General features: G+C 62.2%; 10 protein-coding genes. 3 read left to right on the forward strand and 7 right to left on the reverse strand.

The genetic code is table 11. The features are described 5' to 3' along the window. Positions 1–55: 55 nt before the first annotated feature. Entirely contained in the window at positions 56–1,252 is a 1,197-nt protein-coding gene (locus QMK55_RS14590) for an AAA family ATPase (protein ID WP_102354707.1), read from the reverse strand. Positions 1,253–1,409: 157 nt separating this feature from the next. On the opposite strand from QMK55_RS14590, the gene QMK55_RS14595 reads away from it, so the two are divergent. The 3 genes from QMK55_RS14595 to QMK55_RS14605 are packed head-to-tail and all read left to right on the forward strand — an operon-like array spanning position 1,410 to position 6,624. Continuing rightward, positions 1,410–2,513, forward strand: a complete 1,104-nt coding sequence (locus tag QMK55_RS14595; protein ID WP_102354706.1) for an efflux RND transporter periplasmic adaptor subunit — start codon at positions 1,410–1,412, stop codon at positions 2,511–2,513. Next, complete coding sequence (locus QMK55_RS14600; RefSeq protein WP_102354705.1) at positions 2,510–3,574, forward strand: efflux RND transporter periplasmic adaptor subunit; 1,065 nt, start codon at positions 2,510–2,512, stop codon at positions 3,572–3,574. The genes QMK55_RS14595 and QMK55_RS14600 overlap by 4 nt, the downstream gene beginning before the upstream one ends. Then, entirely contained in the window at positions 3,571–6,624 is a 3,054-nt protein-coding gene (locus QMK55_RS14605) for an efflux RND transporter permease subunit (protein ID WP_320329430.1), read from the forward strand. Before QMK55_RS14600 ends, QMK55_RS14605 begins: the two co-directional genes overlap by 4 nt. Before the next feature lie 100 nt (positions 6,625–6,724). Here QMK55_RS14605 and QMK55_RS14610 read toward each other — a convergent pair whose 3' ends face one another. The 6 genes from QMK55_RS14610 to QMK55_RS14635 all read right to left on the reverse strand — a co-directional run bounded on the left by QMK55_RS14610 (position 6,725) and on the right by QMK55_RS14635 (position 12,753). Beyond that, positions 6,725–7,354 (reverse strand): class I SAM-dependent methyltransferase, encoded by a 630-nt coding sequence (locus QMK55_RS14610; protein ID WP_102354769.1) that lies wholly within the window; start codon positions 7,352–7,354, stop codon positions 6,725–6,727. A gap of 166 nt (positions 7,355–7,520) precedes the next feature. Then, complete coding sequence (locus QMK55_RS14615) at positions 7,521–8,165, reverse strand: methionine ABC transporter permease (RefSeq protein ID WP_320329431.1); 645 nt, start codon at positions 8,163–8,165, stop codon at positions 7,521–7,523. Further along, on the reverse strand, positions 8,155–9,276 hold the full coding sequence (locus QMK55_RS14620) for a methionine ABC transporter ATP-binding protein (RefSeq protein WP_102354702.1): 1,122 nt from the start codon (positions 9,274–9,276) through the stop codon (positions 8,155–8,157). Before QMK55_RS14620 ends, QMK55_RS14615 begins: the two co-directional genes overlap by 11 nt. Before the next feature lie 2 nt (positions 9,277–9,278). Continuing rightward, complete coding sequence (locus tag QMK55_RS14625; RefSeq protein WP_102354701.1) at positions 9,279–10,088, reverse strand: MetQ/NlpA family ABC transporter substrate-binding protein; 810 nt, start codon at positions 10,086–10,088, stop codon at positions 9,279–9,281. 119 nt (positions 10,089–10,207) lie between these two features. Then, complete coding sequence (locus QMK55_RS14630) at positions 10,208–11,560, reverse strand: LLM class flavin-dependent oxidoreductase (RefSeq protein ID WP_102354700.1); 1,353 nt, start codon at positions 11,558–11,560, stop codon at positions 10,208–10,210. Continuing rightward, complete coding sequence (locus QMK55_RS14635; RefSeq protein ID WP_320329432.1) at positions 11,560–12,753, reverse strand: SfnB family sulfur acquisition oxidoreductase; 1,194 nt, start codon at positions 12,751–12,753, stop codon at positions 11,560–11,562. Before QMK55_RS14635 ends, QMK55_RS14630 begins: the two co-directional genes overlap by 1 nt. Positions 12,754–12,757 lie beyond the last annotated feature (4 nt).

Here is a 12,757-nt window from a genome sequence, read left to right on the forward strand (position 1 = left end):
ACTCGGTCAACTGTGGGAGCGGGCTTGCTCGCGAAAGCGGTGGTTCAGGCACCGCTCAATCCGGCCAGTTCCAGGCCGGCTCATCCAGCACCCGCTGTCCGACAATCCCGGTCTGCCCGAGCGTCTTCTCCAACACGATGCAATTACATTCGGGATCCTCCTGCAACGCTGAAATCAATCGGCGCGCGTGCGACACCACCCACACCTGACACTGCTCCGATGCACGAATGATCAACCGCGCCAGCGCCGGCAACAGATCCGGATGCAGACTGGTTTCCGGTTCGTTCAGCACCATCAATGTCGGCGGCCTCGGCGTCAGCAACGCCGCGACCAGCAGCAGATAACGCAACGTCCCGTCCGACAGCTCCGCTGCTGACAACGGCCGCAACAATCCTTCCTGATAGAACTCGATGGCAAAGCGTCCGCCAGCCTGGGCTTCGATGTGCAGCCGCGCACCGGGGAAGGCATCGCTGATTGCGTCACGCATGGCGTCGCCGTCACCGATCTCGATGATGGTCTGCAACGCGGCCGCCAGATCGCGGCCATCGTGATGCAGGACCGGTGTGCGCGTACCCAGCTGCGGTTGGCGCACCGGCGCGTCGGCGTCACTGCGAAAGTGGTCGTAGAAGCGCCAGCGGCGAATGAACTCGCGCATCTGAAACACTTCCGGCGAGTTGCGCAGGCTGCCAACCTGATCGAACAGACTGTCGAAATTCGGTGTGTGCTGCGCCAGCACATCCCATTTACGCTCGGCGCGGGCGCGGATCATCGGGCCGTCGCGATCCACCAGCAGGCTGGCGGGACGGTAATGCGGCCCTGCCCAAATGCATTCACGTTTGATCTGCGGATCGAGGCTGAAGCGCGAGGGAATCGGGCGCGAGTGTTCGGGCAGCATGAAGTGCCCGTTGGAATCGGGCAGCCCGAGGCTGATCGAATAGCTGAAATCCTCCCCGGCAAACCCCAGGCGCAAGCGCTTCACGCCCTGGCGCACTGTCGGCTCGATGGCTACTTCGCCGTTGCGCATGCGCCGACTGAGGGTTTCCGGCCCGGCCCAGAACGTCGAATCCAGCCCGCCCTCACGTGCAAGCGCGTTGACCACGCCGCCCTGAGCGGTTTCCGCCAGCAGCCGCAAGGCCCGGTAGAGATTGGACTTGCCGCTGCCGTTGGGGCCGGTGATCAGGTTCAGCCGGCCCAGCGGGATCACGAGTTTGTTGATCGAGCGGTAATTGGCCACCGCCAGGGTGTTGAGCATGCAAGGCCTTTTTCGGGTGTGGCTGATGAGCAACAGGATACCCCTTAACGACGCATCGGATTTTTCTTCATAAGCCGGACGTGCAAGCTGGGAACCCTGTTCTAAGCTCTGAAGTCGTATCGTCCTGATCGTCTAAAAATAATGCCAAGGAGTCTGCATGGCGGGTCCCGGATTGAAAGTGCTGGCGGCGCTGAGTGCCATTGCCTTGCTGACCGCTTGCGGCGACAAGAAGCCCCCTCAGGAATACTTGCCACGGGTCTTTGTGCAAGAGGTCAAACCGGCCAATTACGCCGCTGCGGTGACCCTCACCGGTGACGTGCAGGCGCGGGTGCAGACCGAACTTTCGTTCCGGGTCGGTGGCAAGATCATCCAGCGCATGGTCGATGTCAGTGACCGGGTCAGCGCCAAGCAAGTGCTGGCCAAACTCGACCCCAAGGATCTGCAGACCAACGTCGATTCTGCTCAAGCCCAGGTTATCGCCGAGCAAGCACGGGTCAAGCAGAGTGCGGCGGCGTTCGTGCGCCAGCAGAAACTGCTGCCCAAGAGCTACACCAGCCAGAGCGAATACGATTCCGCGCAAGCGGCTTTGCGCAGCAGCCAGAGCGCCCTGAGTGCGGCGCAGGCGCAATTGGCCAACGCCAAAGACCAGTTGAGCTACACCTCGCTGATCGCCGATGCTCCCGGGGTGATCACCGAGCGTCAGGCCGAAGTCGGCCAGGTGGTGCAGGCCACCGCGCCGATCTTCTCGCTGGCCCGCGATGGCGACCGTGACGCCGTGTTCAACGTTTACGAATCGCTGCTGGCCGAGCGCCCTTCGGATCGCTCGATTGTCGTCAGCCTGCTCGACAACCCGGCCATCAAAACCACCGGCACGGTGCGTGAAATCACCCCGGCGGTGTCGGCGCAGTCCGGCACAGTGCAAGTCAAAGTCAGTCTCGACAGCCTGCCGCAGGGCATGCAGCTGGGCTCGGTGGTGAGTGCCACGGCCAAGGGCAGCGGCAAGTCGGCGGTGGAGTTGCCATGGTCGGCGCTGACTAAAAACATCAGCGATCCGGCGGTGTGGATGGTTGACGATAAAGGTGAAGCGCAGCTGCACAACGTCACGGTCAGCCGCTACCTGATCGGCAAGGTCATCATCAGCGACGGCCTCAAGGGTGGGGAAAAAGTCATAATCGCGGGTGGGCAGCTGCTGCATCCGGGCATGAAAGTCGAAATTGCTGAAAACACCTATAAAGGTCTGCAATCAGGAGCACAGCCATGAAGCGTCTGGGGCTGTTATCCGTCGGTGTGTTGCTGGCCGCCTGCTCGAAAAGCGAGCCGCCACCGGAGCCCGTGCGGCCGGTGCTGTCGATCAAGGTAGAGGCGCTGAACGAGGAAACCCTCGGGCGTTTTGCCGGCAGCATTCAGGCGCGTTACGAGAGCAACACCGGGTTCCGCGTCGGCGGGCGCATCGCCAGCCGTAACGTCGATGTCGGCGCCGAGGTGCAGAAGGGCACGCTGCTCGCCACCCTCGACCCGTCCGACCAGCAGAACCAGTTGCGCTCGGCCCAGGGCGATCTGGCCAAGGTCCAGGCGCAGCTGATCAACGCCCAGGCCAACGCCCGGCGGCAGCAGGCACTGTTCGATCGCGGGGTGGGTGCGCAGGCGCAACTGGACATCGCCAACACGGACCTGAAAACCACCCAGGCGTCACTGGACCAGGCACGGGCGGCGGTCAACCAGAGCCAGGATCAACTGGGCTACACCGAGTTGCGCTCCGACCACAAAGCGGTGGTCACCGCGTGGAATGCCGAGGCCGGGCAAGTGGTGACGGCCGGTCAGCAGGTGGTGACCCTGGCGCAACCGGACATCAAGGAAGCGGTGATCGATCTGCCGGACACGCTGGTCGATCAGATCCCTTCCGATGTGGTGTTTCTGGTGGCCGGGCAACTCGACCCGAGCATCAATACCACGGCGACCATTCGCGAAATCGAACCGCAGGCCCAAAGCGCCACGCGCACCCGCCGCGCACGGCTGACGCTGGCCAATACCCCCGATGGCTTCCGCCTCGGCACGGCAATCAGTGTGACCCTCAGCTCGGCGATCAAACCGCGGATCGAATTACCCTCCACGGCCCTGCAGGAAGCCGACGGCAAGACTCGCATCTGGGTGATCGATACTCAAAGCAAAACCGTCGCGCCCCGCGACGTCAGCGTGATCAGCCGCACCAACGGCACCGTGGTGCTGGCCGGCGGGGTCAAGTCCGGTGAGCGGGTGGTCAGTGCAGGCGTCAACAGTCTCAAACCCGGACAAGCCGTGAAACTCGACGAGGACAGTCAATGAAAGGCTCTTTCAACCTCTCCGAATGGGCCCTCAAGCATCAGTCGTTCGTCTGGTATCTGATGTTCGTCGCGTTGTTGATGGGGGTGTTTTCGTACTTCAATCTGGGGCGCGAAGAAGACCCCTCGTTCACCATCAAGACCATGGTGATCCAGACCAAATGGCCGGGCGCGACGCAGGAGGAAACCCTCAAGCAGGTCACCGACCGCATCGAGAAAAAACTCGAAGAACTCGATTCCCTCGATTACGTGAAAAGTTACACGCGCCCCGGTGAGTCGACGGTGTACGTGTACCTGCGCGACACCACCAGCGCCAAGGACATCCCGGAAATCTGGTACCAGGTGCGCAAGAAGATCAACGACATTCGCGGCCAGTTTCCCCAGGGCATTCAAGGCCCGGGGTTCAACGACGAGTTCGGCGACGTGTACGGTTCTGTCTACGCGTTTACCGCCGACGGCCTGACCATGCGCCAGTTGCGCGACTACGTGGAACAGGCCCGCGCCGAGATCCGTAACGTGCCGGGGCTGGGCAAGATCGAGATGATCGGCCAGCAGGACGAAGTGATCTACCTGAACTTCTCCACCCGCAAACTTGCCGCCCTGGGTATCGATCAGCGTCAGGTGGTGCAGAGCCTGCAATCGCAGAACGCCGTGACCCCGGCGGGGGTGATCGAGGCCGGTCCGGAGCGTATTTCGGTGCGCACCTCGGGGCAGTTCGCTTCGGAAAAGGATCTGGCCGAGGTCAATCTCAAGCTCAATGACCGTTTCTACCGTCTGGCCGACATCGCCGACATCAGCCGGGGTTACGTCGACCCGGCCACGCCGGAGTTCCGTTTCGACAGCAAACCGGCGATCGGTCTGGCGATCGCCATGCAGAAGGGCGGCAACGTGCAGGCTTTCGGCAAGGCCCTGCACGCGCGTATCGACCAGCTGACGGCAGACTTGCCGGTCGGGGTCGGTGTGCACACCGTTTCCGATCAGGCTGTGGTGGTTGAGGAGGCCGTTGGCGGCTTCACCAGCGCGCTGTTCGAAGCGGTGGTAATCGTGTTGGTGGTGAGTTTCATCAGTCTCGGCGTGCGCGCCGGTCTGGTGGTGGCGTGCTCGATCCCGTTGGTGCTGGCCATGGTGTTTGTGTACATGGAGTACAGCGGAATCACCATGCAGCGGATTTCCCTCGGCGCGCTGATCATTGCTCTCGGCCTGCTGGTGGACGACGCGATGATCACCGTGGAGATGATGGTCACACGCCTGGAAATGGGCGAAAGCAAAGAGCAGGCGGCGACGTTCGCCTACACCTCCACGGCGTTCCCGATGCTCACCGGTACGCTGGTGACCGTCGCCGGTTTCGTGCCCATCGGCCTCAACGCCAGTTCGGCCGGCGAGTACACCTACACGCTGTTTGCGGTGATTGCCGTGGCGATGCTGGTGTCGTGGGTGGTGGCAGTGTTCTTTGCGCCGGTGATCGGCGTGCACATTCTCAGCGCCAACGTGAAACCGCATGAAGCGGAACCGGGGCGCATCGGCCGCGCATTCAACGGCGGTCTGTTGTGGGCCATGCGCAACCGCTGGTGGGCCATCGGCATCACGGTGCTGTGCTTTGTGCTGGCGGTGTTTTGCATGCGTTTTGTGCAGAACCAGTTTTTCCCGTCGTCGGATCGCCCGGAAATCCTGGTCGACCTGAACCTGCCGCAAAACGCCTCCATCGACGAAACCCGCAAGGCCGTCGACAAGCTCGAAGAAACGCTCAAGGGCGATCCGGACATCGTGCGCTGGAGCACCTACATCGGGCAGGGCGCGATCCGTTTTTACCTGCCTCTCGACCAGCAACTGCAGAACCCGTACTACGCGCAACTGGTGATCGTCAGCAAGGGTTTCGAATCCCGTGAGGCGCTCAGTCAGCGCCTGCGCGAACGCTTGCACAAGGAATTCGTCGGCATCGGCAGTTACGTTCAGGCACTGGAAATGGGGCCGCCGGTGGGGCGTCCGATCCAGTACCGGGTCAGCGGCAAGGACATCGATCAGGTGCGCATGCACGCCATCGACCTGGCGACTGAACTGGACAAGAACGAGCACATTGGCGAGATCATCTACGACTGGAACGAGCCGGGCAAAGTCCTGCGCATCGACATCGCCCAGGACAAGGCGCGTCAGCTCGGGCTGTCGTCCGAAGACGTGGCGAACCTGATGAACAGCATTGTCAGTGGTGCGCCGCTGACCCAGGTCAACGACGATATCTACCTGATCAACGTGGTCGGCCGGGCGGTGAACGCCGAGCGCGGAACGCCGGAAACCCTGCAGAACCTGCAGATCGTCACGCCCAATGGCACGTCGATCCCGCTGCTGGCGTTCGCCACCGTGCGTTATGAGCTGGAGCAGCCGCTGGTGTGGCGTCGCGACCGCTTGCCGACGATTACCATCAAGGCCTCGGTGCGCGACGAGATCCAGCCGACTGACTTGGTGAAAATCCTCAAGCCGTCGATTGACGCCTTCGCCGACAAACTGCCGGTCGGCTACAAGGTCGCCACCGGCGGTACGGTCGAAGAAAGCGGCAAGGCCCAGGGGCCGATTGCCAAGGTACTGCCGTTGATGTTGTTCCTGATGGCGACCTTCCTGATGATCCAGTTGCACAGCGTGCAGAAGATGTTCCTGGTGGCGAGTGTTGCGCCGCTGGGGCTGATCGGCGTGGTGCTGGCGCTGGTGCCGACCGGAACGCCGATGGGCTTTGTGGCGATCCTCGGGATTCTGGCGCTGATCGGTATCATCATCCGCAACTCGGTGATTCTGGTGACGCAGATCGATGAATTCGAGCGCAAGGGTTACGCGCCGTGGGATGCGGTGGTGGAGGCGACCGAGCACCGGCGCCGGCCGATCCTGCTGACGGCCGCTGCGGCGAGCATGGGCATGATCCCGATTGCCCGGGAAGTGTTCTGGGGGCCGATGGCTTACGCGATGATTGGCGGGATCGTGGTGGCGACGCTGCTGACACTGCTGTTTCTGCCGGCGCTGTATGTGGCCTGGTACAAGATCCGCGAACCGAAGAAAGACGCTCAATAACAAAGCGAGCGCTTCGCGCTCATCGCGAGCAGGCTCACTCCTACATTGGAGCGCATTCCAACTGTAGGAGTGAGCCTGCTCGCGATGGCGTCAGAACGGTTTACACCGTTTTACGCCAAACACTGGCCAACCAAGGCTGCTGCTCACGTGGCAGCCCCGCCGGCCGGTAGTAATGCTCAAGCTCTTCAAACCCCGCCGCCGTCAGCAGCCCGCGCCATGCCTCAAGATCGTGATACGAGCCATACCGTGGCCCGTTCCAGCCCTCACGGTTATCCCCGCGCGGATTGGAACTGAACAACACCCCACCCGGTTTCAGCGTGCCGTGCAGTTGCTTGAGCACTCGCGGCAACTCCTGCAACGGCACATGAAACAGCACCGCGTTAGCGAAGATTCCGTCGAAGCGCCCGGCCGGCAGATCGAGCTTCAGAAAGTCCTGGCACCACACTTCGCAGCCACTGTCTGCCCGTGCCATCTGCGCAAATTTTTCTGCGCCATCGAGGCCGATCGCGACGTGGCCCATGCGCGTGAACGTTTGCAGGTCGCGGCCGGGGCCGCAGCCGAAATCGAGAACCGTGAACGGCGCCGTGCCGTGGATGTGCCGCAGCAGCGCGTCGATGTTCTGGCTGACATCGTGATCGCGGGTGCCTTCGCGAAAGTCTTCAGCCACCGAGTTGTAGTGACCTAGGGTGGTGGCGGTGATCTGCTCCAGATCGGTGGGGGTTTGCTTCATGGTTGAGGGCTGCGCGGCAGTTGGTGTGTGCCGAATATACGCCAACATGCGGGGTCGCTGCGCTGCCCATCGCGAGCAGGCTCATTCCTACATTTGAAATGCGCCCCCCCGGAGTGAGCCTGCTCGCGATAGCGATTTCAAAGGCGCCGGATAATCCCGGCCAGGCTCAACGCTTGTTCAATCCCCGCGCCAAGCGATCCCCGCCGAGCTGAATCACCGCCACCAACGCCACCAGCAACACAATCACCGTCAGCATGATCTGGCTGTCAAAACGCTGATAACCATAGCGGTAAGCAATGTCGCCCAAGCCACCGGCACCAATAGCCCCGGCCATGGCCGACGAGTTGATCATCGTCACCAGCGTAATCGTGAACCCGCCGACAATCCCCGGCAACGCTTCAGGCAGCAGCACATGCCAGACGATGTGCCAGCGCCGGCAACCCATGGCTTGCGCCGCTTCGATCAAACCGTGGTCAACCTCACGCAGGCTCACCTCGGCAATCCGCGCAAAGAACGGCGTCGCGGCAATCGTCAGCGGCACCACGGCCGCCCACACACCGTACGTGGTGCCGACAATCAGTCGGGTGAACGGAATCAGCGCGACCATCAGAATCAGAAACGGGATCGAGCGAAACAGGTTCACGAACGCGCCCAACGCTTTGTTGAGCACTGGCGCTTCGTAGATCCCGCCCTTGTCGCTGGTGACCAGAATCACCGCCATCGGGATCCCCGCCAGCAAGGCGATCAGCGACGACACGCCGACCATCAGAAAGGTATCGATGAAACCCTGCAGCAAACGATCAAACCACATAACCCAACACCTCCGCCCGTTGCGCCCATTGCCCGGCGCGCTCACGCAATTGTTCGGCACTTGCCGCCGAGCCGCTTACGGCCAGCAGCAGTTGCCCGAGCGCATGGCCCTGAATCCGCTCCACACCGCCCTGCAGCAGTTTCACCCGCCCACCGAGAGCGGCGAACAACGCCGCCAGATCCGGCTCGTCACTGGCACTGCCGGTGAACTGCAAGCGCAGCACCACCGTTGCTTCGGAGGAGGGCGGTGAGGCATGCAGACGGCTTTGAAGTTCCTCTGGCAAGGCGTGTTGCAGCGGCGCGAGCAAGGTCTGGCTGACCTCGTGCTGTGGATTGCCAAACACTTCCCAGACCGGACCTTGCTCGACGATCCGCCCGTGTTCCAGCACCACCACGCGGTCGCAGATTTCGCGGATCACTGCCATCTCGTGGGTGATCAGCACGATGGTCAGGCCCAGACGCTGGTTGATCTCGCGCAGCAGGCCAAGGATCGACTGGGTGGTCTCCGGATCCAGCGCCGAGGTCGCCTCGTCACACAGCAGAATGTCCGGGTCATGCACCAGCGCGCGGGCGATGCCGACGCGCTGTTTCTGCCCGCCGGAGAGTTGCGCCGGATAAGCCTTGTGCTTGGCTTGCAGGCCGACCAGTTCCAGCAGTTCGCGGACTTTGCGTTCGCGTTGTTCCTTCGGCACGCCAGCGACCTTCAGCGGCAGCTCGACGTTCTGCCAAACGGTCTTGGCCGACATCAGGTTGAAGTGCTGGAAGATCATGCCGATCCGTCGGCGCAGGGCCACCAGGCGGTCTTCATCGAACTCGCCGATGTCGACCTGATCGATCAACACCCGCCCCGACGTCGGTTGCTCCAGGCGATTGATCGTGCGGATCAGCGACGACTTGCCCGCGCCGCTGCGGCCGATGATGCCGAATACCTCGCCGCGCTGGATCGCCAGATCGATGCGCTGCAGGGCTGCGACCGGACCTTGCCGGCCGTCGTAGGTTTTACCCAGACCGATGAAGCGTACGTGGGCGCGATTCAGCTCGGGGTGAAGTTCGGTTTTTTCAGCATTTTCTGGCTCTGGAATCTCCAGTCGCCGTTGGATCGCGGCCGTCATGCTCAGCTTTCCCAACCGGCCTGGTACAGCTTGCCGTGGGCCTTGTCCAGCGCGGCGCGCACGGCCGGTGAGTGCTGGTAAATGTCGACGAACTTGATCAGGCGCGGATCATTTTTGCTCTTCGGCTGGATGACGAACTGGATCACGTATTCCTTGTGGTCGAGGCCATCGAACAGCAGTGCGGAACCGGCATCGAAGGTCTTCGCCAGACGGATGTAGGCCGGGTAGCCCTGCACCAGATCGGCGTCGTCATAGGCGCGCACCAGCTGCACGGCTTCGACCTGGAGGATTTTGATTTTCTTCGGGTTGGCGACGATGTCGTCTTCGGTGGCCTTGTAGCCGACGCCCGGTTTCAGTGTGATCAGCCCGGCCTTGGCCAGCAGTTGCAGGCCGCGACCACTGTTGATCGGGTCGTTGGCGATGGCGACGCTGGCGCCCTCGGGCAACTCGTCGAAGCTTTTGTATTTTTTCGAGTAGAGGCCAACGTTGTTGATGATCCCCGGGGCGAACGGCACCAGATCAAAACCGGCGGCGGCCTTGGCGTTTTCGAGGAACGGGATGTGCTGGAAGTAGTTCACGTCGATGTCACCGGCAGCGAGGCTGACGTTCGGTGCGATCCAGTCGGTGAACTCCACCAACTCGACTTTCAGGCCTTGTTTGGAAGCCTCTTCGACGGCGGCTTCCAGCGGAATGGCGAAGGCAGCGGTGGTACCGATTTTCAATGGAGCGTCGGCGGCGAACACCGCCGAGCTGAACAGGCCGAAGGCCAGGGCCAGTGCTTTGACTGGGTGGGTCAGGAATTTCTGGGTCATGATGGTTTTCCAGTCAGTGCTTGAATTTTGTGGTGTCTGGTCGGGCCTCATCGCGAGCAGGCTCACTCCTACATCTGGAATGCGTTTCCCCTGTAGGAGTGAGCCTGCTCGCGATGCTTTTAACGGCGAAACATGGCGCCCGTATGTTGCTCGGGCAACTGCGCCTCAGCGTGAAACAGCTTCTCGCGCAGGCTGCCGCTGTCATACGCGGTCTTGTACGACCCGCGCCGCTGCAGCTCCGGAATCACCAGCTCGATGAAATCGACATAGCTTTGCGGGGTGACGAGGCGCGTGAGGTTGAAACCATCGAGGCCGGTTTCGGCGATCCACGATTCCAGTTCATCCGCCACTTGCTCGGGTGAGCCGACCACGGTGATGTAGCGACCACCGAGGGCGTGCTGGTCGAGCAATTTGCGCCGGGTCCAGTCGTTGTTCTGCAGGTTCTTGGTGGCGGACTGGATGGCGTTGCTCTTGACGTACTGGATCGGCTCGTCGATGTCGTACTGGGAAAAGTCGATGCCGGTGGACGCCGAAAAGTGCGCCACGCCGGCCTCGGCGCTGGCATAGCTCAGGTACTCGGCGTGCTTGGCCCATGCCGCTTCTTCGGTGGCACCAACGATCACGTTGAGGCCCATGAACACCTTGATGTCTTCTGGGTTGCGCCCGGCCTCGACGGCGCTGGCGCGCACTTTGTCCACCTGAACCCTGGTCGACGATTTATTCTGGCCGCTGATGAACACGCACTCGGCGTGACGCCCGGCGAACAGCAAACCGCGATCAGAACTGCCGGCCTGAAACAGCACCGGCGTGCGCTGCGGTGACGGCTCACAGAGGTGATAACCCTCGACCTGATAGAACTCACCCTTGTGCTCGACCTTGTGCACTTTCTCCGGTTGCGCATAGATCCGCTGCTCACGGTCGTTGAGCACTGCGCCGTTTTCCCAACTGCCTTCCCAGAGTTTGTAGAGCACCTCCAGGTACTCGTCGGCCTGATCGTAGCGACGGTCATGTTCGACCTGCTCGCTGAGGCCCATGGCTTTGGCGGCGCTGTCGAGGTAACCGGTGACGATGTTCCAGCCCACGCGGCCACGGCTCAAATGGTCGAGCGTCGACATGCGCCGGGCGAACAGATACGGCGGTTCGTAGGTGAGGTTGGCGGTCAGGCCGAAACCGAGGTTTTTCGTCACTGCTGCCATCGCCGAGACCAGCAGCAGCGGATCGTTGACCGGTAGCTGGATTGACTCTTTCAGCGTGACGTCCACCGAGTTCTGGTAGACGTCGTACACACCGACGATGTCAGCGATGAACAAACCGTCGAACAGCCCGCGCTCCAGCAACTGCGCCAGTTCAGTCCAGTATTCAATGGTGTTGTAGCGCGTAGAGGTATCGCGCGGGTGTGTCCACAAACCGTGGTTGATGTGGCCGATGCAGTTCATGTTGAACGCGTTGAGCAGGATTTTTTTCTTGCTCATCAGAGGGTGCCCCGCAGTGGCGGTTTTTCATCGTTGAGGTAGTAGTTGCCCACCGCGTGATACTTCCAGCGCACCGGGTCGTGCAGGGTGTGCACCCGGGCGTTGCGCCAGTGGCGGTCGAGGCCGTGTTCGATCAGCGTCGCCTGGCTGCCGGCCAGTTCGAACAGCGTGCTGCCGGCGGCCAGAGAGATTTCGGTACTGATGGCGCGTGCTTCGGCAACGGCAATCGAGGCGGCGGCGACGGTCTCGGCATTCAGCTCGGCTTGCGCGGCGTCGACGAATTCACCGGCGCGTTCGAGCAGGGCTTCGGTGGCGTGCAGGCGAATGCTCAGGTGGCCGAAGCTCTTCAATGTCAGCGGGTCTTCGGTGGCTTTGTCGTTGCCGGAGTCGATCCACGGGCGGGTCTTGCTGCGCACGAAATGCAGCGCGTCCTCATACGCGGCGCGGGCGATGCCGGTGTCGATGGCGGCGTGAAGGATCTGCGCCAGCGGGCCGACCGTGGTCGGGCGCTCGAACGCGCTCTGGAACGGGATCACGTCTGCGGCGGCGACGTACACGTCTTCGAACACCACCGAACCGCTGCCGGTGGTGCGCTGGCCGAAGCCGCTCCAGTCGTCGATCACCGTCAGGCCTTGGCTGTCACGCGGGACGAATGCCAGTTGCTGCACGCCGTTTTCATCGACCACCGAGGTCGGGATGCGCTGGGCGTAGATCGCCCCGGTTGCATAAAACTTGCGACCGTTGATGCGAAAGCCGTCGCCGTCACGCTTGAGGCTGGTGACGCGGTCGTGGGCGGTTTTGGTACCCAGTTCCGCCAGGGCGTTGCCGAAGCGCTGGCCGGCCAGCACCTCGGCGTACAGGCGTTGTTTCTGCTCGTGACTGCCGTTCACTCGCAGCACTTCGAGGGCGTAGAAATGGTTCTGCGGAATCTGCCCGAGGGAGCCGTCTGCCTGAGCGATCAGAGCGATGACTTTGGCCAGGGTCACGTTGGACACACCGGCGCCACCATATTCCCTGGGCACGCTGATGCCCCACAGGCCGGAGCGGGAAAACACGTCGAGCTCGGGCAGCGGCAGGCGTCGCTCACGGTCGCGCACCGCGCTATCGCGTTTGAAATCTTCGGCCAGGTCGCTGGCGACGATCAGGGCTTGCTCATCGCTGGTGATGACTGCGACGGGATGGGAAAAGGTCATAGGT

The sequence above is a fragment of the Pseudomonas sp. P8_229 genome, from assembly GCF_034008635.1.
Taxonomy (GTDB): domain Bacteria; phylum Pseudomonadota; class Gammaproteobacteria; order Pseudomonadales; family Pseudomonadaceae; genus Aquipseudomonas.